General features: G+C 72.4%; 23 protein-coding genes. 10 read left to right on the top strand and 13 right to left on the bottom strand.

Annotation, left to right across the window (positions count from 1 at the left end; genetic code table 11):
* Positions 1-35 precede the first annotated feature (35 nt).
* Positions 36-869: an aldo/keto reductase gene (locus MRBLWS13_RS08785; protein WP_349428656.1), complete on the top strand. Its 834-nt coding sequence runs from the start codon at positions 36-38 to the stop codon at positions 867-869.
* Between the two features lie 8 nt (positions 870-877).
* Here the strand turns inward: MRBLWS13_RS08785 and MRBLWS13_RS08780 are convergent, their stop codons facing one another.
* Both MRBLWS13_RS08780 and MRBLWS13_RS08775 read right to left on the bottom strand, forming a co-directional pair.
* A complete protein-coding gene (locus tag MRBLWS13_RS08780; RefSeq protein WP_349428655.1) occupies positions 878-1624 on the bottom strand; it encodes an NAD(P)H-binding protein in 747 nt (248 codons plus the stop codon).
* A 38-nt stretch (positions 1625-1662) separates the two neighbouring features.
* Entirely contained in the window at positions 1663-2406 is a 744-nt protein-coding gene (locus MRBLWS13_RS08775) for an NAD(P)H-binding protein (protein ID WP_349428654.1), read from the bottom strand.
* A gap of 107 nt (positions 2407-2513) precedes the next feature.
* On the opposite strand from MRBLWS13_RS08775, the gene MRBLWS13_RS08770 reads away from it, so the two are divergent.
* Complete coding sequence (locus MRBLWS13_RS08770; RefSeq protein ID WP_349428653.1) at positions 2514-4673, top strand: alpha/beta fold hydrolase; 2160 nt, start codon at positions 2514-2516, stop codon at positions 4671-4673.
* Positions 4674-4708: 35 nt separating this feature from the next.
* Here the strand turns inward: MRBLWS13_RS08770 and MRBLWS13_RS08765 are convergent, their stop codons facing one another.
* Positions 4709-4951 carry a DUF1918 domain-containing protein gene (locus MRBLWS13_RS08765; RefSeq protein ID WP_349428652.1) on the bottom strand — a complete coding sequence of 81 codons (243 nt, stop codon included), beginning with the start codon at positions 4949-4951 and terminating at the stop codon, positions 4709-4711.
* Between the two features lie 22 nt (positions 4952-4973).
* The gene (locus tag MRBLWS13_RS08760; RefSeq protein ID WP_349428651.1) at positions 4974-5198 is read right to left on the bottom strand and encodes a hypothetical protein; all 225 of its coding nucleotides are present in this window, start codon (positions 5196-5198) and stop codon (positions 4974-4976) included.
* 98 nt (positions 5199-5296) lie between these two features.
* On the opposite strand from MRBLWS13_RS08760, the gene MRBLWS13_RS08755 reads away from it, so the two are divergent.
* Positions 5297-6214 carry an aldo/keto reductase gene (locus MRBLWS13_RS08755; RefSeq protein WP_349428650.1) on the top strand — a complete coding sequence of 306 codons (918 nt, stop codon included), beginning with the start codon at positions 5297-5299 and terminating at the stop codon, positions 6212-6214.
* Positions 6215-6351: 137 nt separating this feature from the next.
* On the opposite strand, the gene MRBLWS13_RS08750 is transcribed toward MRBLWS13_RS08755, so the two are convergent.
* The 3 genes from MRBLWS13_RS08750 to MRBLWS13_RS08740 all read right to left on the bottom strand — a co-directional run bounded on the left by MRBLWS13_RS08750 (position 6352) and on the right by MRBLWS13_RS08740 (position 8728).
* Positions 6352-6768, bottom strand: coding sequence for a VOC family protein (locus tag MRBLWS13_RS08750; RefSeq protein WP_349428648.1), 417 nt, complete (start codon positions 6766-6768; stop codon positions 6352-6354).
* 151 nt (positions 6769-6919) lie between these two features.
* Positions 6920-7930 (bottom strand): DNA-3-methyladenine glycosylase 2 family protein, encoded by a 1011-nt coding sequence (locus MRBLWS13_RS08745; protein ID WP_349428647.1) that lies wholly within the window; start codon positions 7928-7930, stop codon positions 6920-6922.
* Positions 7931-7981: 51 nt separating this feature from the next.
* A complete protein-coding gene (locus tag MRBLWS13_RS08740) occupies positions 7982-8728 on the bottom strand; it encodes a winged helix-turn-helix domain-containing protein (protein ID WP_349428646.1) in 747 nt (248 codons plus the stop codon).
* A gap of 560 nt (positions 8729-9288) precedes the next feature.
* Here MRBLWS13_RS08740 and MRBLWS13_RS08735 point away from each other — a divergent pair.
* The 4 genes from MRBLWS13_RS08735 (at position 9289) to MRBLWS13_RS08720 (ending at position 11022) form a co-directional block, all read left to right on the top strand.
* Positions 9289-9582 carry a GNAT family N-acetyltransferase gene (locus tag MRBLWS13_RS08735; RefSeq protein ID WP_349428645.1) on the top strand — a complete coding sequence of 98 codons (294 nt, stop codon included), beginning with the start codon at positions 9289-9291 and terminating at the stop codon, positions 9580-9582.
* A gap of 98 nt (positions 9583-9680) precedes the next feature.
* Positions 9681-9920, top strand: coding sequence for a hypothetical protein (locus tag MRBLWS13_RS08730; protein ID WP_349428643.1), 240 nt, complete (start codon positions 9681-9683; stop codon positions 9918-9920).
* Positions 9920-10519: a hypothetical protein gene (locus MRBLWS13_RS08725; RefSeq protein ID WP_349428642.1), complete on the top strand. Its 600-nt coding sequence runs from the start codon at positions 9920-9922 to the stop codon at positions 10517-10519. The genes MRBLWS13_RS08730 and MRBLWS13_RS08725 overlap by 1 nt, the downstream gene beginning before the upstream one ends.
* A 56-nt stretch (positions 10520-10575) precedes the next feature.
* A complete protein-coding gene (locus tag MRBLWS13_RS08720) occupies positions 10576-11022 on the top strand; it encodes a DUF1622 domain-containing protein (RefSeq protein WP_349429028.1) in 447 nt (148 codons plus the stop codon).
* Between the two features lie 4 nt (positions 11023-11026).
* Here the strand turns inward: MRBLWS13_RS08720 and MRBLWS13_RS08715 are convergent, their stop codons facing one another.
* From MRBLWS13_RS08715 to MRBLWS13_RS08700, 4 genes are all read right to left on the bottom strand, one after another.
* Positions 11027-11245, bottom strand: a complete 219-nt coding sequence (locus MRBLWS13_RS08715; protein WP_349428641.1) for a hypothetical protein — start codon at positions 11243-11245, stop codon at positions 11027-11029.
* 110 nt (positions 11246-11355) lie between these two features.
* Positions 11356-12087 carry an alpha/beta fold hydrolase gene (locus tag MRBLWS13_RS08710; RefSeq protein WP_349428640.1) on the bottom strand — a complete coding sequence of 244 codons (732 nt, stop codon included), beginning with the start codon at positions 12085-12087 and terminating at the stop codon, positions 11356-11358.
* Between the two features lies 1 nt (position 12088).
* Entirely contained in the window at positions 12089-12649 is a 561-nt protein-coding gene (locus MRBLWS13_RS08705) for a hypothetical protein (RefSeq protein ID WP_349428639.1), read from the bottom strand.
* A 119-nt stretch (positions 12650-12768) separates the two neighbouring features.
* On the bottom strand, positions 12769-13242 hold the full coding sequence (locus MRBLWS13_RS08700; protein WP_349428638.1) for an 8-oxo-dGTP diphosphatase: 474 nt from the start codon (positions 13240-13242) through the stop codon (positions 12769-12771).
* Positions 13243-13348: 106 nt separating this feature from the next.
* On the opposite strand from MRBLWS13_RS08700, the gene MRBLWS13_RS08695 reads away from it, so the two are divergent.
* Together MRBLWS13_RS08695 and MRBLWS13_RS08690 are read left to right on the top strand one after the other, a co-directional pair.
* Positions 13349-14509, top strand: a complete 1161-nt coding sequence (locus MRBLWS13_RS08695) for an exonuclease SbcCD subunit D (RefSeq protein ID WP_349428637.1) — start codon at positions 13349-13351, stop codon at positions 14507-14509.
* Positions 14506-17511, top strand: coding sequence for an SMC family ATPase (locus MRBLWS13_RS08690; RefSeq protein ID WP_349428636.1), 3006 nt, complete (start codon positions 14506-14508; stop codon positions 17509-17511). The genes MRBLWS13_RS08695 and MRBLWS13_RS08690 overlap by 4 nt, the downstream gene beginning before the upstream one ends.
* Before the next feature lie 21 nt (positions 17512-17532).
* On the opposite strand, the gene MRBLWS13_RS08685 is transcribed toward MRBLWS13_RS08690, so the two are convergent.
* Positions 17533-18090 (bottom strand): nucleoside phosphorylase, encoded by a 558-nt coding sequence (locus MRBLWS13_RS08685; protein WP_349428635.1) that lies wholly within the window; start codon positions 18088-18090, stop codon positions 17533-17535.
* A 98-nt stretch (positions 18091-18188) separates the two neighbouring features.
* On the opposite strand from MRBLWS13_RS08685, the gene MRBLWS13_RS08680 reads away from it, so the two are divergent.
* The gene (locus MRBLWS13_RS08680; protein WP_349428634.1) at positions 18189-19727 is read left to right on the top strand and encodes an MFS transporter; all 1539 of its coding nucleotides are present in this window, start codon (positions 18189-18191) and stop codon (positions 19725-19727) included.
* Between the two features lie 87 nt (positions 19728-19814).
* Here MRBLWS13_RS08680 and MRBLWS13_RS08675 read toward each other — a convergent pair whose 3' ends face one another.
* On the bottom strand, positions 19815-21299 hold the full coding sequence (locus tag MRBLWS13_RS08675) for a lipase maturation factor family protein (RefSeq protein WP_349428633.1): 1485 nt from the start codon (positions 21297-21299) through the stop codon (positions 19815-19817).
* Positions 21300-21370: the final 71 nt, after the last annotated feature.

The raw sequence follows: 21370 nt of genomic DNA, 5'->3' as shown, positions 1-21370 counted from the left end.
GTGCCCGCGCGGCGGAACAGGGCCAGGATGGAGGAATGAACGCGATCCCGACCGTGATCCTGAACGACGGCGCCTGGTTCCCCGAGCTGGGCCTGGGCACCTACAACCTGCGCGGCGAGGAGGGGATCGAGGCGATGGTCGCCGCGATCGACTCCGGGTACCGCCTGCTCGATACCGCCGTCAACTACGAGAACGAGCGCGAGGTGGGCGAGGCCGTCCGCCGCAGCGGAGTGGATCGCGAGAAGCTCCTCGTCACCTCGAAGATCCCGGGGCGCCATCACGGCCACCAGGAGGCCATCGACAGCATCAAGGGATCCCTCGACCTGCTGGGCCTGGATCGCATCGATCTGCACCTGATCCACTGGCCCAACCCCAGCGTCGGCCGGTACGTCGAGACGTGGCGCGGCATGATCGACGCCCGTGACCAGGGTCTCGTGCGGTCGATCGGCGTCTCGAACTTCACGGAGGACCAGCTCACCGAGCTGATCGAAGAGACCGGCGTCGCGCCCGCCGTGAACCAGGTGGAGCTGCATCCCTATTTCCCGCAGGAAGCGCTGCGCGCGTTCCACCGGACGCACGGCATCCGCACCGAGAGCTGGAGTCCGCTCGCACGCCGCAGCGAGCTGCTGACGGAGCAGCTCATCCAAGAGCTCGCCACGGTCCACGACGTGACGCCGACGCAGGTCGTGCTGCGCTGGCACACGCAGCTCGGCAGCACGCCGATCCCGAAGTCCGCCGACCCCGACCGCCAGCGTGAGAACGCCGATGTGTTCGGCTTCACGCTCACCGACGACCAGGTCGCCGTGATCAGCGCGCTCGAGCGCGGACGCCTCTGGGACGGCGATCCCCTCACCCACGAGGAGATGTAGCCGCCCGTTCAGGCGTCGGGAAGCGCGTCGAGCCACTCGGTGAAGGTCTGGGTGCCGCGGAGGGCGTCGGCGCCGGGCAGGAGCGCACCCGAGCGGAATGCCCGGCCGAGCGTGCCCGGCGTGTTCACGACCGGCAACGGGGCGCGATAGCCGATCGCGTGCGCGTAGCGGTGCACCATGTCGGCGAGGCTCTCCTCGCGCGGACCGCCGAGGTCGGTCGTCCGTCCTGCCGGACCCTGTTCGGCGAGGTCGACGAGGTGCTCCGCCACCTCCCGAACGGCCACGGGCTGGATGCGGCCCGTCGACGCGACGTGGGCGCCGGCGTGGGTGCGATGGAACATCATCGCGGCGTACTCGTGGAACTGCGTGGTGCGCAGAATCGTCCAGGGCACGACTCCGCCGGCCACCAGTCGCTCCTGCGCGAGCTTGCCGGCGTAGTAGCCGTCGGGCGCGGCTTCGGCGCCGACGATGGTCAGCACGAGGTGATGCGGCACGCCGGCGGCCCGCTCTGCGACGAGGAGGTTCCTGGTCGCCCCGGCGAAGAACATCACCGACACGTCGGGCTTCGCCGTCACCACGTTCGTGACGTCGATCACCGCGTCGATGCCGTCGAGCGCACCAGTCAGACCGGCGCCGCTCAGCAGCTCCACGCCGGTGCGTCGCGACAGGACGACGACGTCGTGGCCGCGCCCGAGCGCGATCGCGGCGACGTGCTCGCCTGTCATCCCAGTGCCGCCGGCGATGGCGAGTCTCACGGATCCTCCTGCGTTCGCGTCGCGCAGCTACGCGCGCGTCAGTTCACGTCGCGCAGCCAGTCCGCGAACGTCTGCGTGGTCAGCACCGCATCGCTCCCCGGCAGGGCGAGGCCGGCGCGCATCGCCTTCATCTGCGATCCCGGCAGGCTCACCGAGGGGATCCATCCACGATGGCCGGTGCGCCGCGCGTATGCCTTCACCATCTCATCCAGGGCCTCCTCGCGCGGTCCGGCGAGGTCGGCGGCGCGCCCTCGCGGTGCGCCGGTCGCGAGTGTCGCGAGATGCGCCCCGACGTCGCGGGCCGCGACCGGCCGCACGCGCGCCCGCGGGGCGAGGTGCAGCGGCCCGAGCTTGGCGCGGTCGAACAGTTGCCCCGCGAACTCGTGGAACTGGGTCGCCCGCAGGATCGTCCACGGCACCGGGGAGGCCTCGACCACCAGCTCCTGCGCGAGCTTGCCGGCGTAGTAGTCGTGCGGCATCCGATCGATCCCGACGATGGAGAGCAGCACGAGGTGGGGGACGCCGGCCCGCGCGGCGGCCGCCACGAGGTTGCCGGTCGCGGTCTGGAAGAAGCGGATGGCGGCGTCGGCCGACAGCGTCGACACGTTGGAGGTGTCGACGACCGCGTCGACGCCGTCGACGGCGGAATCGAGACCTACTCCGGTGGCGAGGTCGACCCCGGTGCGGCGACTGAGCGCGACGGCGTCGTGCCCGTCCGCCCGCAACGCCTCCACGACCCGGCTGCCGACGACGCCCGTGCCTCCCGCGACAGCGACTCTCATGGCCTCGCTCCTCCCGACGATGTCTCCATCATGCACTCACGACCGGCTCATACAGCAGGTGCGACGGGGCATTCCCTCGCCTGATGGGCCTCGGTTAGCGTGGAGCCATGGCGACGACCCCCACCGACTCCACTCCCTTCGACTCGCTGGCCGACTACATCGCGCTTCCTCGCGTCGAGGCCCTCGCACTCTCGCCTGACGGGCAGACCGCCGTGCTCACGGTGGCGGCGCTCAAGAAGGACGGCACGGGCTACGAGCGCGCGCTCTGGGCCGTACCGGCCGACGGCGGGGGCGCGCCGCGACGGCTGACGCGTTCGGCCAAGGGCGAGGCGGGCGCCGCGTTCACCGCGAGCGGCGACATCCTGTTCGTGTCCGCGCGTCCCGACTCCGAAGGCGACGCCGACGACGAGTCCGGTCAGCTGTGGCTGCTGCCGGCCGCCGGCGGCGAAGCACGCCCCGTGACGCGGCTCGCGGGCGGTGTCGACGGCATCGCCGCGACCGCCGAGGCATCCGACCGCCTCGTGATCTCGGCATCCCTCCTTCCGGGGGCCGACACGCTCGAGAGCGAGGCGTCCCTGCGCGGCAAGCGCAAGGAGAAGAAGGTGTCGGCCATTCTGCACGACACCTGTCCGGTGCGCTTCTGGGACCACGACCTCGGCCCCGCGGAGCCGCACCTGCTGGCGATCGACGTCGACGCGCTCGAAGACACCATCGCCGCTGAGGTCGCGGAGGCCGCAGCCGAGGATGAGCGGGCGGCCGAGGCAGCACAGCATGCCGTGCCGGGCGCGGATGCCGACCCGTCGGCATCCGATGCGGAAGTGAAGCCGTATCCCGCGACACTGCCCCGCCCGCGCGACCTCACGCCCAAGCCAGGGCGCTCGGCCGACCACGCCGAGGCGGCCCTCACCCCGGACGGGACCACCCTCGTCGCCTCGATCGAGCGCCGCGAGCAGCGCGCCGGCCGCCGCATGATCGTCGCCATCGACACCGAGAGCGGCGAGCGCACGACGCTGTTCGACGAGGTCGACGTCGACTACGAGATGCCCGCCGTCAGCCACGACGGCACGCGCCTCGCGTATCTCCGCACCGTCAAGAGCACGCCGGCCGGTCCCACCGACTACGAGGTGTGGGTCGCGGCCGTCGACGGCTCCGGCGCCCGGCGCATCGCCGCCGACTGGGACCACTGGGTGTCATCGTTCGCCTTCGCCGCCGACGACTCCGCGCTCATCGCCACCGCAGACCACGACGGCCGAGGACCGGTGTTCCGCCTCCCGCTGGACGGCGGTGCGCCCGAGCGGCTCACCGACGACGACTTCGCGTACGCCAACGTGCTGGTCGACCGCAGCACGGGCGACCTCGTCGCCCTGCGCTCCTCGTGGGTCGTGCCCCCGCATCCGGTCCGCATCTGGGGCGACGGCACGGTCACCCCGCTCGCGACGCCGGCGGCCACTCCTCGCGCACCGGGCTCGATCACCGAGGTCGAGACCACGGCCGAGGACGGCGCTCGCGTGCGCGGCTGGCTGCTGCTGCCCGACGGCGCGTCGGCCGAGGCCCCCGCTCCGCTGCTGCTGTGGATCCACGGCGGTCCGCTCAACAGCTGGAACGCCTGGAGCTGGCGCTGGGCGCCGCTGCTCGCGGTGGCGCGCGGCTACGCGGTGCTCCTGCCCGACCCGGCGTTGTCGACCGGCTACGGCCTCGACTTCATCGCCCGCGGCTGGAACAGCTGGGGTCACAAGCCCTACACCGACCTGCTCGCCATCACCGACGCCGTCGAGGCCCGCGACGACATCGACCAGACGCGCACGGCAGCGATGGGCGCCTCGTTCGGCGGCTACATGGCCAACTGGGTCGCCGGTCACACCGACCGCTTCCGTGCGATCGTGACGCACGCCAGCCTGTGGGCGCTCGAACAGTTCGCCGGCACCACCGACAGCTCGGAGTACTGGCAGCGGATCTTCACGCCCGAGGCGATGATCGAGCACTCGCCGCACCAGTTCGTGCGCGACATCCGCACGCCGCTCCTCGTCGTGCACGGCGACAAGGACTACCGCGTGCCGATCGGCGAAGGGCTGCGGCTGTGGTCGGAGCTCGCCGAGCACCACGCCGACGCGGACGGCCGGATGCCGCACCGCTTCCTGTACTTCCCCGACGAGAACCACTGGGTGCTCAAGCCGCAGCACGCCGTGATCTGGTACGAGACCGTGTTCGCCTTCCTCGCCGAGCACGTGCAGGGCGAGGAGTTCCAGCGGCCCGAGCTGCTCGGCTGAACCTCGCCGTCGACTGACGGAGTCCGGGACGCGATTCAGGACGCGTGCCGGACTTCGCAGTCGCTTCCCGGCGACAGGATCGCCTCGTGGCCGTCGTCGAAGCGCACCACCAGCAGCGGATTCTCGCCGCTGCCGCGGACCTCGATGACCTCCCCCGCGCGTTCCGCCGCTCCCACGATGCGGCCGTGGATGACCACGCGATCGCCGACGCTCGCCTGCATGAGGACCACCTCCTGGCGCTCACGATACGACGCCCCGGACGCCAGGGGTAGAGGCATCCGCGACGGCGCGGCGGTCGGCCTACAGTTGTGCGCCGTCGTCGTCGCGGTTCTCGAGCCCGACGTTGCGCCCGCGCCACGACTCGTAGGCCATGAGCCAGCCGATCGACACGGCGGCGGCGAGAACGACGCCCAGCAGCACGCTGCCCCAGATCAGTCCGAAGACGATCCCCAGTGTGAACAGGAGCGCCGTGCCGAGCGCCCAGCCCGAGTGCCCGCGCGTCCAGCCCTTGCGTGTCGTGGTCATGTCGAAAGCTTAGGGGCGCGACAGGCGACGCGGGCGCTGCGATCGTCGTGGCTCTCGGTAGGTTGGAGGTCGACGACCACGCGCACGGAACGGATGTCATGACCCTCAACGTCAGCCCGCTCACCCTCGGCACCTCCGGCCTCGGACGGGACACCGTCCCGGGCTCACCCGAGGAGGAGGCCGCGGTCGCTTTCGCGGAGCAGCTCTTCGCGAGCACGCACGCGTTCCTCGACACCTCGAACAACTATGCGGGCGGACGCTCGGAGGCGGTGCTGGGCCTCGCCATCGCCCGCATCGGGACGGATGCCGCGACCCGCGTCATCTCGAAGGTCGACTGCGATCCCGAGACGGGCGCGTTCGATCGGGAGCGAGTGCTGCGGTCGTTCGACGAAACCGTGGCGCGCCTCGGCGTCGACCGCCTGCCGCTGCTGCACCTCCACGACCCTTACACGGTGACCTTCGACGAGGCGATGGCGCAGGGCGGCGCCGTGGAGGGACTCATCGAGCTGCGAGAGTCGGGCCGGATCGACGCCATCGGTGTCGCCGCCGGGCCTGTCGGCCTCATGGCCCGCTATGTCGGCACCGGCGTCTTCGACGCGGTGCTCGTGCACAACCGGTTCACGGTGGTCGACAGCTCGGCCGAACCGGTGTTCGCCGACGCGCACGAGCGCGGGATGACGGTGTTCAACGCAGCGCCGTTCGGCGCCGGCATCCTCGCCACGGGCACGAAGGAGGGTGCGATGTACGGCTACCGCCCCGCGACGCCCGAGCTGCAGGAGTGGGTCTCGCGACTGGAGCGCGTCTGCGCGTCGTTCGGCGTGAGCCTGCCCGCCGTGGCGCTGCAGTACTCCCTGCGGTCGCCGCTCGTCGACTCGACCGTGGTGGGCCTGTCGTCGGCGCAGCGCCTCACGCAGCTCGATGCCTTCGCCGCGACGCCCGTGCCGGACGACCTGTGGACCGAGCTCGAGTCGCTCGGCCCCGCGCCGTCGAACATCGACGACAGCGCCTACGCCTGACGCGGGGCCGGCGAGCGGGCCGGGCGGGGGGGGGAGTGCTCCGAACCGAGACCGGGCTCATGTGCCGGGCGACCCTCCGGGCTGTGCTCCGAACCTGAGCCTGGCCCCCGGCGACGCGCCGGGGGCCAGTCTCCCGCTCAGGACTGCTGCGCGTTGACCGCGACCATCCAGTCGATGCCGTAGCGGTCGGTGAGCATGCCGAACCGGCCGCCCCACGGCGGTGTGTCGTACGGCATGGTGATCGATCCGCCGTCGGCGAGCTTGTCCCAGAATCCCTGCAGCGCGGCCTCGTCGTCGCCGCTCACCGAGACCGAGATGCCGGCCGGCTTCTCGTAGGGCATGCCGGTGGGCGTGTCGGCGCCCATCAGGACGAAGCCGTCGGGGCTGGTGAGCTGCGCGTGCATCACGAGGTCGTTCTCGGCGGGATCCTGCACCATGCCCTCGTACTGGCCGAACGTGTCGATCGTCAGATCGCCGCCGAACACGGACTGGTAGAAGGTCATGGCCTCGCGGGCTTCGTTGCGGAAGGACAGATACGGGTTGAGGCTGGGCATGTCGAACTCCTGAAGTGGATGGTGGCTGCCGCGCCCGGCCGCGTGGCGGGTCCCAGTGTGGCCGGGGCCTCCGACATCCACAAGGACCCCCTACGCGGCTCAAGGGGCGGCAGCAAGCTCGCGGTTCAGGCAGGCAAGCAGGCCGCGCGGCTCAGCGGGCGCGGTGATCCTCGGGGTGCAGACGCGGTCCGCGGCGGGGCTCGCGCACGCCGCTCGCGCCGATCAGCCGGATCACGCGCTGGCGCTGACCGGGCCAGGCGGCGAGGAGCCGCAGCATCCCGTCATCGTCGACGCGGTGTCCGGTGAGGGCGAAGCCGACCTCGTGGGCGAGGTGGTAGTCGCCGACGCTGACTGCGTCGGGGTCGCCGAGGGCCCGGATGCGGGTCTCGGCCGAGGTCCAGGGGCCGATGCCGTGCTGGCTGACGAGCACACGGTCGACGGCCTCGCCGTCCTCGGCGGCGAGCACGGTGCGCACGATGGCATCGCCGCGTCGAGCGGCTCGCACCACGGTCTTGGACTGGGGCGGCTCGAGCCCGGCGCGATGCCAGACCCACGACGGGACGTGCTGCCAGCCCTCGACGGTCGGCGGTGCGAACATCGGCGCCGGCGTCGGACCGGGCGCGCGCTCGCCGCACCAGGTGACCACGCGCCGCCAGGCGGCGAACGCCTGCATGCCCGTGACCTTCTGCTCGAAGATCGCCGCCACGAGCGCATCGAACACGAGACCCGTGCGCGACAGGCGGAGTCCGGGGTTGCGGTGGCGCGCGGCGGCGATGAGCGGATGCCGGCTCGCATCGAAGTCTGCGCCGTCGTCGTCTGCGCCGCACAGCGCGGGCAGCTGCGACAGCGCCCATTCGCGACCGGGGCCCCACGCGGCGCCGCGGATCACGCCGGGGTGGGTCTCGCGGATCGCGAGGGTGGCGATGCCCGCAGGAGTGCGGCTCACGCGCCAGATGACTGCTCCGGAGACCGACATCGTCGGGTCGCCGGCACCGCGCCGCTGGTACAGCACGGTGCGACGAAGGTCGAGCGGATGGCGTGGCCGGTACTCCGTCTCGAGCGGCCGGCCCGGATCAGGGCGGGGATCGCGAGCCGTCGCGGCTCGCCCGTCGAAGCGCTCGGCACCCCTCGTCCGAGGGATGCGCGAGAGCGAGGTGGTCATGCCGCCCACCCTACGCCCCGGCCTCCGACATCCATGCCGGGGGCGCGACGCTCAGAAGCGGTCGGGCGACGGGGTGCCGTGGCCGTAGCGGATGACGACGTCGGCGTGGCGGTCGAACCGGTAGCCGACACCGCGCACCGTGCGCACGATGTCCTCGTACCGGCCGAGCTTGGCGCGCAGGCGCCGCACGTGCACGTCGATGGTGCGCTCGCCGGGAGCGTCGTCGTCGGTCGTGCCCTGCCAGAGCGACGTGACCAGCTCGGTGCGCTCGATCGTGCGGCCCTCGCGGAGGACGAGGTACTGCAGCAGCTCGAACTCCTTGAAGGTGAAGGCCGCGGACTCGCCGTCGATGAGCACCCGCTTGCGCGAGATGTCGACGACCACGCCGCCGGTCGACGGGTCCTCCTCTTCCGGCTCCTCCTGCTTGGTGCGGGCCACGGCCGAAGGCTCGTGAAGGGCGAGGCGCACGACGTCGACGTCGCGGCCGCCGGCGCCGACCGGCGCGAGGGCGACGGTCGCGTAGGTCTCGGCGGAGGGCGCGAGCTCGGCGATCGTGCGACGCAGGGCATCGACGAGCACGCCCAGGTTGACGCCCGATGCGGCGGCCTTGGCCTCGTCGAGGCCGACGTAGAGGGCGAAGCCTCGCGGTGCGGTGCCGGCCGGCAGAGCACGAGAGGCCGCCTGCGTGGCTTCGGCAGCCGGCGTGGCGGGTGCCTCGACAGCGGCCGGGGTGTTCACGGCGCGGAGGTGGCGGACGGGAGCGGTGGTGGGACGGTCGAGGAGAGCGGTGGTCGACATGATGATGGTCCTTGCGGGAGGAACCCGGAGAGCGGAACCGGGTTGGATGTGCTGCGGCCCGGATCGTCGGAGGCGATGAGGCCGTCGGCCGGTGGAGGCCGGTGCCCGACGTTGGGCGGTGTGCGAAGCGGATCCGGGTGCGCGTGATCGACGCACGAAACCGGTGCTTCGGGGGACTCCGTGCGATCCGTTTTCAGAAGCGGAGGAGGAGTCCGACGGGGGTCACCGTGCTAGTGGCACATTCGACAACACATGGCAACGCGACCGGCCATCATCATGCCGGCAGTCCTGTTCGCCTCCCGGGCGGACAGATACAGCGCGTTGTCAGTCATGTGGCCGATTATGACCGACTTTGTCGGAATACGTCAAATCGCACGGATGCCGAGCCCCGATCGTTTCGGAATGTGACAGATTGCTCAATCCCCACCGCGGCGGTGCGCGCGGGTCGTCGCGGAGCCGTCTCCGGGCGCGCCAGACGCTTCCTGCGTGCACGCTGAGCGATCGCCGGAACGTCGGTCGAGATGCGTCCCAGCGGCCCCTGCCGGGCGTAGCCTGTGCGGGTGAATGAGCTGCGTTTCCAGAAAGAGACGGATGCCTCGAGGTACACACTGCACCGCGGCGACCACCTGGTCAGCGTGCTCGATTACCGGGACGACGGCCGCACTGTCGCGATGACGCGCGCCTACACCGTGCCGACGTTCCGCGGCCACGGCTACGCCGGCGAGCTGGTCGAGCGGGCTGTCGAAGAACTCGAGCGGAGCGGCGACCGCAAAGTCGTGCCGGTGTGCTGGTACGTCGCGGACTGGTTCGAGGCGAACCCGTCGCGCCGCGGCATCCTGAATCAGCGCCCGTAGCGGCCACGGGATCGCCGACAGCGGCGGATCCTCTTGTCAAGCCCATGTCGTCGAGCCCCGCGCTGACGGAGGCTGGGGGTGGACGAGAGGAGTACCGGATGGAACGTGATCGGTCTACGCAGAACGACCTGCCCGAGGGTGTCATCAACGCCGACCCCGGTGGCGGCTGGGACGAAGTGGGCGACGGCGAGTCCCGCGAGCGCAGCGCCGCGGTGACGGAAGCCGACCTGCTGACGGATGCCGCGCTGCAGCCCGACGACCCGGTCGAGGGCGAGGCGGCCCGGCAGGGTGCCGATCCCGATCTGGTGGCCGACAGCACCGAAAGCGAGGAGCCGTGATGAGCACGACGGGCAACGAGTACGAGCAGACAGGCGTGAACTACCCCGACCGCGGGGACGCCGGAGGGGCGCAGGACACCCCGGCGGCCGGCGAGCCGGTCCGCGACGAGGCGCCCGCCGCGCCGCCGACCATGAGCGAGCCGGCGGACGACGCAGGCAACGCTCCCGCGGCGAACGAAGCGCCGGCGGAGTCGCGCCCCGAGCCCGCGGCGGCACCGGCCGGTGAGCCGAGCCACGAGGCCGTCGGCATCGGCGTCGTGGACGGCTCGGACCACCACGGCCACGACGAAGGCCGCGACACGCTGACGGCGAGCCAGGCGCAGCAGACGTCCGGCGGCCTCGGCACCGAGCAGGAGCAGCGCCTGCCGGCCATGTCGCAGAACAACGCCTCCGACGTCGACAAGGTCGCGGGCATCGTCGCCCAGACGCGCTCCGATGTCGGCACCGAGCCCTTGGAGCGGATCGCGGAGGTGCTGCGCCAGCGCCTCAGCCAATCGGGGGTCGACCTTCCCGACAACGACATCGAGGAGCTCGCACGCCAGGTGTCGACCGGCGACGCCGACAGTCCGGCGGCACCGGGACGCGACGCCGTGGGGTGACACCGCGATTCACCACCCGTCGTGCACGCGCCCGGCCCTAGGCTGGGCGCGTGCACATGGAGGCGTTGTTCACCGCCGTCGCCGTCGGGTTCGAGGCGGTCGGCGCCGCCGCGATGATCGTCGGCTTCGTGATCGCCCTCGTGCTCGGAGCCCGTTCGCTTTCGCGCCACGAGGGCGGGCAGGCCGCGTTCACGGTGCTGCGCACCACGCTCGGCGCCGCGATCCTGCTGGGACTCGAGGTTCTGGTGGCCGCGGACCTGATCCGCACCATCACCTCGAAGCCGTCCCTCGAGGACGCAGCGATCCTGGGTCTGATCGTGCTGATCCGTACGATCCTGTCGATCTCGATCCAGATCGAGATCGAGGGCACCCTTCCGTGGCGTCGCGCGCTGCTGCGCAGCGGCGGTCAGATGATCGGCGATGCCGTCGCGCGTGACCGCACGGCGGAGCAGCAGGCGTCAGCCGCGCGGGGATCCGCAACTGCGGACCCGCGCGCCGGCTGACGATCTAGGCGACCGCGCACACGGTGGTGCACTCTTCGGCCGCGTGCAGTCCGATCGGCCGCGGCCAGGCGACCCGCGCGGGGCGCGCGGCGACAGGGGCCGACGGCGTCCGGTGCGTGGCGGTCATCTTCCGCTCGCGAATCGTGGCGAGGATCGCGTGCTCGCGTTCCCGCGTCCAGGTGTCGTGGCGGTACTGCTGTTCGGCGGCGTATACAGCGAACATGGTTTCCTCCGTTGGTTCCGACAGAGTCAACCTACGCGGGGGCTCCGACATTGCCGGGTCGCGGCCGGATGGCAGGAATCCGTCGCAGTGCGGCGGTCCGGCGACAGCGCTCAGGCCTCTCCGGCGAACGTCCGGATGAGGCGGGCGGCGGGCGCGGCATCCCGGATCATCGTCTCGTGACCGTGGTCGGGCACCTCCGCCAGGCGCCCGTCGGGGAGCGTCGCCGCGACGCGGGCGCACCAGTCCGGCGGGGCCACCGGGTCGTCCTCGCCGCGCAGGACGAGCGCCGGCGCGTGCGCGCGGGCGAGGACGTCCTCGGGACGGTGAGCGAGCATGGCGCGGAACTTCGCGCGGATCCGCGGGCCCGCGTGGACGTACTCGCGCGCGCCGGCAGCGATCACGCGGGGACTCTCGACGGCGATGTCGCGGAGCAGCCGCCACAGCTGTCTCGGCGCCGTGCGGGCCGCGGGATCCACGGTGGGGCCGACGAGAACGATGCGGTCGACGACCGGGGGATGGCGCACCGCGATCTCGAGCGCGATCTGCGCGCCCATCGAATGCCCCACCACGACGGCGGGGACGTCGACCCGCTCGCGGAGATAGGCGGCCACGAGATCGGCCATGCGCTCGATGGTGAGCACGCGTGCGGGCTCGGGCGCCTCGCCGTAGCCGGGCAGGTCCAGGGCGATCACCTCGCCGTCGCCCAGATGGCGGGCGAGGTCCGCGAAGACGGCGCGTCCCATGCCGATGCCGTGGACGAGCAGGTACACGCGCTCGCCGTGACCGCGGCGCTCGGCGATCAACGTCGCGCCGGCGTGCGAGAACTCCTCGACCCTGTGCACGTCAGGCGGTGCCCGGCTGATCGCGCAGTCCGACGCGGTCCGGGATGTCGAAGTGCACGCGCGGGAGCCACGCCGACGGCTCCGGCCACGGCCGCGACGCCGGGAGGGACCGCAGACGTGCCCGCAGCGCCGAGCCGGAGGCCTCGACCGGCAGCACCCGGGACGGCGCGTGATGAGCCAAGGCGCCGAGCCACCAGTGCCGCCAGGTGCCCTCGATCGCCTCGGGCCCGGCCACCAGGTAGTAGTCCGGCATGACCGCCTCGCCCGACTCGAACAGCGACAGCAGCACGTCGACCTCGGTCTCGAGCGAGCCGAGGGTGCAGCGCTCCTCGTACAGCTCCACCCATGCGGCGGCGACGTGCTCGAGCGGATCGGCGTCGTGCACCACGTAGGGGGTGGACACCGAGGCGACCAGGTGCGCCGCGACGGCGGGCTGCGTCTCGCGCAGCGACAGCGCGACGAGGGCGGGAACGTCGGCCAGGCCCGTCAGCAGTTCGTCGCTGTCGGCACCGACGAGCGCCACGACGGTGGACCGGGGTGCGGTGTCTGCGTTGTGCGCCATGTCTCACGATACGTCGAACACGGCCTCGGTGGGTGGGTGCCCCGCCGACGTGCGGCCGGCACATGAGCGCAGCGGCCCGCGCTGCGCCGCGGCGCCCCGTATCGGGCGCCCGCTGGTCCTCACTCCGCGCTCAGCACCACGGTCGACAGGTCGGCGCCGAAGGTGAAGCGGGCGTCGACCGCACCGCCGCGCAGCACGCCCGGCAGCCACCGCGATGCATCGTCCCACATGCGCCGATACGGCACCGCGTCCAGCGCGTACCAGCGCGGCGTGATCTCGTCGGTCTCGACGGGATCGCCGACCCACCGCCGGCACACGAACACCGTCGAGCGCTGCGACCACGCGGGCCGGGTGGGGAAGTGGTAGTCGATCGTGCCGGCGAGGTGCAGATCGGATGCCGCCACCCGCACGCCGACCTCTTCCATGACCTCGCGCACGGCGGCCTCCTCGGCGGACTCACCCGGGTCGAGCTTGCCGCCGATGCCGACGATCCTGCCCTGACCGAGCCCGGTGCGCTTGTCGCCCAGGAGCACCTCGGCGCCCGCCGGACCGCGTCGCAGCAGATAGACGACGCAGACCTCGGGCAAGGACATGGATCGAGGGTACGCGCACGCCGGCCGGGCGATCGGGAACGCTGCGGTTCGCCGCCGCGCGGCCTGCCTCGCCGCGGATGTCAGGGGCCGAACGTACCGTGTGAGCATGCGGATCCTGCATACCTCGGACTGGCACATCGGGCGGTCGTTCCACGGCCACGCCACGCTCGATGCGCTGCGCAGTGTGCTCGATGCCCTCGTCCAGCAAGTGCGCGAGCATCGGGTCGACCTCGTGATCGTCGCGGGCGACGTGTTCGACTCCGCGACCCCAGCCGCGGGCGCCTACACGCTCCTCTCCGAAACGCTGCGGGGCCTCGCCGACTCGGGCGCGACGGTGGTCGTCACGAGCGGCAACCACGACTCCGCCGCGCGACTGGGGTTCCAGTCCGGGCTGCTGCGCGACGGTGTGCACGTGATCACCGAACCCGCGACCGTGGGGACGCCGGTCACCGTCACGGACGAGCACGGACCCGTCCACGTGTACGGCATCCCCTATCTCGAGCCGGTGCTGCTGCGCACCGTCTGGCCGGGGGTGCGCACCCAGGCCGACGTACTGACGCACGCGATGGACCTCGTGCGCGCGGACGTGGCACGCCGCGGGGGGCGGTCGATCGCGGTCGCGCACTGCTTCGCCGCCGGCGTGGAGCCGACGCCGCACCTCGAGCGCGACATCCAGCAGGGCGGGCTCGACATCGTGCCGCTGTCGGCCTTCGACGGCGTCGACTACATGGCGCTCGGTCACATCCACGGCCGCCAGCAGCTCTCGCCGCGCGTCCGGTATGCCGGCGCACCCCTGCACTACAGCTTCGACGAGGGGCACAAGCCCCGCGGATCATGGCTCATCGAGCTCGACGCCGACGGTCTCGCCGCCGACGAGGCCGCTGTGGAGTGGCTGCCGCTGCCGGTGCCCCGCGCCCTCGTGACACTGACGGCGACGCTCGACGAGCTGCTCGCCGACGAGCGCTTCGCCGGTCACGCCGGGGACTGGGTGCGCGCCGAGTACACAGACCCGCTGCCGCAGCGCGACCCGATGCGCCGGCTGCTCGCACGGTTCCCGCACTGCGCCGAGGTCCGCCACGCGCCGGTGGCAGCCCGCACCGACGACGCGCGCACCTACGCCCAGCGCGTGCGGACCGCGCGCAACGAGGCCGAGCTCGTCGACGCCTTCCTCGCCCACGTCCGCGACGGGGAGGGTGCCTCGGCGCGGGAGGCGGAGCTCGTCGGCGAGCTGCTGGACGAGCGCACCCGCGTGGAGGCCACGGCGTGAGGCTGCACCACCTCGAGCTCACCGGCTTCGGGCCGTTCCGTGAGCGGCAGAGCGTCGACTTCGAGGCGTTCGAGCGCGACGGCATCTTCCTGATCGCCGGCCGCACGGGGGCCGGCAAGTCGAGCATCCTGGACGGCGTCTGCTTCGCGCTGTACGGCAGTGTTCCCCGCTACGAGTCGGGCGACAAGCGGCTGCGCAGCGACCACTGCGATCCGGAGGACCCGACCGAGGTGCGTCTGGAGTTCACCGTCGGCGACCGTCGCTGGCGGGTGACCCGAGCCCCGGAGTACCAGCGGCCGTCGCGCCGCGGCGGGGGACTCACGACCGAGCCCACGCGCGCCGAGCTGGAAGAGCTCGTCGACGGCGTCTGGGTCGGCCGAGCCGGCAAACCCCGCGACGTCGGCTTGCTGCTCGACGAGGTGCTGGGGCTCAATGCCCAGCAGTTCCAGCAGGTCATCCTGCTCGCCCAGAACCGGTTCTCGCGCTTCCTGCTCGCCTCCGGCGCCGAGCGCCAGTCGCTGCTGCGGGCGCTCTTCGGGACCCGGCGCTACGAGGAGTACGCGCGCGAGCTGGGGGAGCGCAGCAAAGCTGCGCAGCACGAGCTCGACGCGCTCGGCGAACGGGCGCGCACCCTGCTCGACCAGGCGGAGCGCCTCATCGCGGCGCAGGAGCCCGTCGCAGCGGAGCGGGTCGAGGCGCCGCCGGTCGACCTGACGGCCCGCCGTGCCGCGGTCGAGCTCGGCGAGCAGCGCGCCCTGTACCGCCTCGACACGCTCGCGCACGAGCGTGCGGCCGCCGACGACACCCGTGCAGTCGCCGAGGCCGCGCACGCAGAGCGGGTCGCCCTGGCGAAGGCCCAGCAGGAGCTCGGCCGCGCACACGAACGCCTCACGGTGCTCGAGGAGGCCGGGGCGCAGATCGCCGTCGACCGTCGTCGGCTGCAGCATGCCCGCGCGGCCGAGGTGCTGCGGGCGCCGCTCGAAGCCGCGCTGGCCGCGGACGACGCGGCCGCGACGAGCAATGCCGCCGTCGCCTCGGCCGAGGCTGCGTGGCAGCGTGTCGCCGCTGGCAGCGGGGAGGAGGTCGTCGCCGACCTCGCCGAACTGGTGGAGCGCCTCACCGGCGACCTCGCGGTGTGGACCGCGGCGCTCACGCACGAGGCCGCCCTCGTCCAGGGCGAGGCGCAGGTGAGGGATGCCTCGACCGAGGCGACGCGGCTCGAGACCGACATCGTCGCCCTCGACGCGCAGCGTGCCCAGGTGCCCGCCGAGCTGGCCCGGCTGGACGCGGAGCTCGAGGCGGAGCGCGAAGCCGCAGCGCGGCGCGACCCCGCGCGGTCGCGACAGGAGGAGACGGCGAGCCGGCTCGCCGCGGCCGAGGAGGCGGCGCGGCTCGCCGCAGCGCAGCGGGAGGCCGAGATCTCGCACCGAGACGCGGCCGCTGCCGCCGCGACGGCAGCGGCGGCCGTCGCCCGGCTGCTGCAGCGTCGGCTGGATGGGTACGCCGGCGAGCTCGCGACGACGCTGGTCGACGGCGAGCCGTGCGCGGTCTGCGGCTCGACCGCGCATCCCTCGCCCGCCGAGCCGGCCGACGAACCGGTCACCGACGAGATGCTCGCCGCAGCCGAGGTCGAGCGCGACGCGACGGCACGTGACGAGCGCCGCGCGTCGGATGCCGCGAAGGCGGCGCGAGAGCGCCATGCCGAGGCCGCGGCGCGCGCCGGTGGACAGACCGTCGAGGTGCTGCGCACGCAGCTCGCCGCGGCGACCGAGGAGTTCGCCGATGCCGAGCGCGCGGTGGCGCGACGTGATGCCCTCGCCGCGCGTCATGCCGAGCTCGCAGCGCTCGACGCCGACGCCGAGGCCTCGCGCACCGGCCTCGTCGATCTTCTCGTCGCGGCGCGCACCCGCATTGCGGCGCTCACCGCGACGGTCGACGCCGCGCGTCAGGCAGCGGGTGCCGCGCGCGGCGAGTATGCCAGCGTCGCCGAGCGGGTGGCGCACGTGACCGCCCTCCGCGACGCGGCAAGAGCCGCCGCCGACGCGCGCGCCGACGCCGAGCGGGCGGCGACCCGGGCCGTCCAGGCGCGAACCGATGCGGACGAACGGATCGCGGCATCCGTCTTCGCCGACGCGGCGGAAGCGACCGCCGCCCTTCTGAAGCCCGCCGACATGGAGGCGCTGGCCGAACGGATCTCGTCGCACGACACCCAGCTCGCCGTGACGCGTGCGCGGGTGCTCGAGCTCGAGCTGGAGCTCGCCGGTGCGCCCGCCGGGCCCGTCGACACCGCGGCGTCGCGTGCCGCGCTCGACGCCGCCGACGCCGCACGCACCGCGGCGCTCCGCGCCGAGCGCGATGCGCACACCGCCGTCGAACGCCTGCGCGACCTGGCGCTGCAGATCGACGACGCGTACGCCGGTGTGGCCGCCCGCGCCGCCGACGCCGCCGCGATCGCCCGGCTCGCGGACACCGTGGCGGGGCGGGCCCCCAACACGATGAAGATGGACCTCGAGACCTTCGTGCTCGCCGCCGAACTCGAAGAGATCGTCGCCGCGGCGAACATGCGGCTGAGCGACATGTCGTCGGGCCGGTATCGACTGCAGCACACCGACGCCCGCGCTGCGCGCGGCGCCGCGTCGGGGCTCGGCCTCGAGATCATGGACGCCTTCACCGGTCAGGCGCGGCCGGCCCAGTCGCTGTCGGGCGGCGAGACGTTCCTCGCGTCGCTCGCCCTGGCGCTCGGTCTCGCCGAGGTCGTCACAGCCCGCGCCGGCGGGGTGCGCCTCGACACGCTGTTCGTCGACGAGGGGTTCGGCTCGCTCGACGAGGAGACCCTCGACCTGGCCATGCGCACCCTGGACGAGCTGCGGCAGGGCGGCCGCATGGTCGGGGTCATCAGCCACGTCGCGGCAATGAAGGAGCAGCTGCCCGCACAGCTCGCCGTCGAGGCGACGCCCCACGGCCCGAGCGTCATCAGGCAGGACGACGTCGCCCGCGTCTGATCCCTTCCAGGGGGAGCGGGATCAGACCTCGTATTCGGCGCGGATGCGATCGCGCAGCTGGTGGCTGCACGCGGCGACCGCGGCATGCCAGTCGGTGATCGCACCGTCCTGCGCGCGATCCGACACCGCCTTGAGCACGCGGATCGGCACCCCGAACTGCTGCGCGACCCAGATGTACGCGTAGGTCTCCATGTCGACCAGACCGGCGCCGAGCGGCCGGATCACCGCGACCGCCTCGGCGTCGTCGACGAAGTGGTCGCCCGTGGCGATGGTGACGCCCTCCGCCTCGAGTTCGACGAGCGGCGGCAGCGACACGTGCTGGCCGACGATGCCGTCGATGTCGGTGACGTCGTGCTGCAGTGCCGCGCTGATCTCGTAGACGGCTGCGTCGAGCCGCGCGTCGATCGCCCCGGCGGTGCCGACGACCACGATCTCGTCGTACACGGTGGCGTCGAGCGCCCGGGTGAGGGCGTAGGTGGCCTGGAGCTTGCCGGGGCCCGTGACGAGGCGGTCGAAGCCGGGAAGGTCGTCGGGAAAGGCGACGAGCTCGGAGGCGAGGGCGGCGACGAGAAGTCTCACACCCCCATCATGTCCGGCTTTCGCGCGAGCCGGATCCAGCGGGACACGGATGCCCCGCTCCACCCGCCGGGAACGGGAGCGGGGCTAGCCTGGGCACGATGCCTGAGTCCGAGTCGAGAACCACGAAGACCACGAGCACGGCCCGCGCCGTGCCGCCCACCACCGCCGTCATCCCGCTCTCGCCCGCCGCCCGCTGGCGCGCGTTCTGGGTGTGCGTCTCGGTGGCGGCGATCACGATCCTCGACATGACGAAGGTGAACGTGGCGCTGCCGTCGATCGGCGAGGTCCTCGGCGCTACCTCGACGCAGCTGCAGCTGATCGTGTCGGGGTTCGTGCTCACGTTCGGCCTGGTGCTGGTCCCGATGGGCCGCCTCGGCGACCAGCGCTCGCGCCGCACGCTGTTCATCGTCGGGCTCTCGCTGTACACGGTCACGAGCGTGATGTGCGCCCTCGCGCCGACCGCGGAGGTGCTGCTCGTCGGGCGGCTGCTGCAGGGCGTGGCCGCCGGCATCCAGATGCCCCAGGTCCTGGGCATGGCGCAGGAGCTGTTCCAGGGCAGGGAGCGCGCTCGGGCCTTCGGGCTGTTCGGCGCGACGATCGGCGTCGCGACGGCGTTCGGCCCGACGCTCGGCGGGCTGCTCATCGCGCTGGGCGGGCCGACCGACGGCTGGCGGCTCATCTTCTGGATGAACGTCCCGCTCTGCCTGGCCGCCATCGCGCTCGCGCTGTGGCTGCTGCCCGACACGCGTACGAGATCGCACCGCCGCGTGCAGCTCGATCCCGTCGGCGTCCTCCTGTTCGGCGCGAGCGTCGTCTCGCTCATGTGGCCGTTCCTCTTCACGACGGGCGCACCGACAGACAACCCGGCGCGCTGGTGGCTGCTCGTGGTGTTCGCCCTGTTCGTCTCGGCGTTCATCGCCTGGGAGCGTCACTATGCGGCGCGCGGCCGCAATCCGCTCATCCCGCTCAAGCTGTTCCGCATCGCGTCGTATCGCAACGGCACGCTGCTGCAGACGGCGTACTTCACCGCGGCGCCGGCGATGTTCCTCGTGACGACCCTGTTCCTGCAGATCGGTCTGGGGCTCGAACCCGTCTACGCGGGAATGGTCTCCATCGGCTTCGCGCTCGCGAGCGCCGTGACCTCGTGGGTCGGCGGCAACCTGGTGAGCAGCCACGGCCGCGTCGTGGTGGTGTGGGGACTCGTCGCCATGCTCGCCTGCGTCGGCGGCCTCATGCTCACGGCGCTGTATGCCCCGCCCGCATGGACCCCCTACATCATGGCCGCGATCATGACCGTCGGCGGCGCCGGCGGCGGCCTCGTGATCGCCCCGAACCAGACCCTCACGCTCGCCGAGATCCCGGTCAAGCAAGGCGGCGTCGCAGGCTCAGTCGGCCAGCTCGGCCAGCGCATCGGCGCGGCCGTGGGCACCGCGGTCGCACTGTCGCTGTTCTACGCGGCCATCTATCGCGAGTCCGGCACGCACGACGAGCTGGTCGTCTACCACGACGCGTACGCGTTCGGGATGCTGTCCGTCGCGCTCTTCCTCGCACTCGCGTTCATCGTGTCGATCGTCGACCTGACGGCGCGCCGCAAAGTCGGCTCTCGGTCGTCGGCCACCGACGCCCCGGTGCCCTGACCGTCACTTCGGGGGTCACGACACGCGGTCACGTCGCGCGCGATGCCGCGTGTCGTGACCCCCGAACGCCGCGGCTCGGGGCCGCGCTCAACGGCGGAGCGACACCGGTCCCATCACCGGCCGCCGGCGGTCGCGCACCCACCGGGCGTGCGTCCGGCGGAACTCCTCGCGCGTCGTGAACCGGTAACGATACGACACCGCCCGCACCCACCGCGGGCGCTCGCCCGCGAACGGGTCGTGCGCGAGCAGGCGCAGGGTCGCGGCATCCGCTTCCAGCAGCCGCACCAGGAACGTGGTGAACCAGTCCTCGAGCGAGCGACCGAGCGGCAGGAACCACATCAGCCAGTCCAGGCGCAGATGGTACGGCGCGAACTGGCGGGGGATGCGGCGCACGTCGCCCGGCTTGCCCTTGAAGGCGTACTCGCGCCAGGTCGCGGCATCCGGATCCTCATCGGTCGTCCCCTCGACGACGATCTCGATGCGCTGCTTCGTCACCGTGCCGAAGGCGCCGTACGCGTTGGCGAGCTGCCAGCGGTTGAACGAGGCGTTCATGAGCTGCCGGTGGGCGAACAGGTTCTGCAGCGGCGACCAGCTGAGCACGAGATACAGCACGCCGACGCCGCACGTGACGACGAGCCAGTACACCGGGAGCCCGTCGAGGGTCCACGGGGGATCGGATGCCGCAGGCGCGTGCTCGGCGCCGATGCCCGGCAGCCCGATCGCCGAGAAGGCGAGCACGATCGTCATCCAGTTGAGCCAGGCGAAGTTGCCGGTCAGGACGAGCCACGTCTGCGTCGCGATCACGATCGCAGCGGCCACCGCGCCGATGATCGCGGGCACGGGGCCGGGAACGAACAGCCCGAGGAGCGGTGCGAACAGGAACCACGGCACGACGAGCTGCGAGAAGTGGTTGCCGAGCACCTCGCCACGATGGAACCAGGCCGGGAGCAGGTGGGCCTGGCGGCTCAGCGGGCCGGGCATCGGCTGGGTCTCGTGGTGGTACATCAGGGCCGTGAGGTCGCGCCACTCGCGGCCGCCGCGGATCTTGATCATGCCCGCGCCGAACTCGAGCCGGAACACCAGCCACCAGAACAGGACGATCACCACGGTGGGCGGCGGCTGCCGATCCGACCCGAGGAAGGCCGCGAGGAACCCGGCCTCGAGGAGCAGCATCTCCCACCCGAAGCCGTAGAAGGTCTGGCCGATGCTCGTGATCGACATGTAGCCGAACCACAGACCGAGGAAGCAGAGCATCGGCACCCACGGGGGACCGAGCTGTGGGATGCCGATCACCAGAGCGGCCGCGACGACGACGCCCGTCACGCACAGCGCGACGAGCCGTCGGTCACTGTAGCTCAGCCAGCGGAACAGCGTCGGACGCAGCAGTCGCCGTCCGCGCGTCGACGAACGCGCCCAGTCGAGGAGCTCGGGCGCGGGCAGCAGCCCGTGCTCGCCCAGCAGCGGGCGGAACTGGTTCAGCGTCGACACGAATGCCACGACGAACAGCGCGGCGACGCCCCGCTGCAGCACCTGGCGCGCGAACTCGAAGTCGACCGCGGCGAAGCCGTTCACGGCGCCGGCTCACCTCGCTCGACGACGCACCCGCAACCTCCGGGACCGAGCACGGCGGCGGGAGGTCCGTC

It is taken from the genome of Microbacterium sp. LWS13-1.2 (genome assembly GCF_040144835.1).
Taxonomy (GTDB): domain Bacteria; phylum Actinomycetota; class Actinomycetes; order Actinomycetales; family Microbacteriaceae; genus Microbacterium.
The sequence above is the reverse complement of the archived record's forward strand: the minus strand, read 5'-3'. Positions and strand labels throughout refer to the sequence as shown.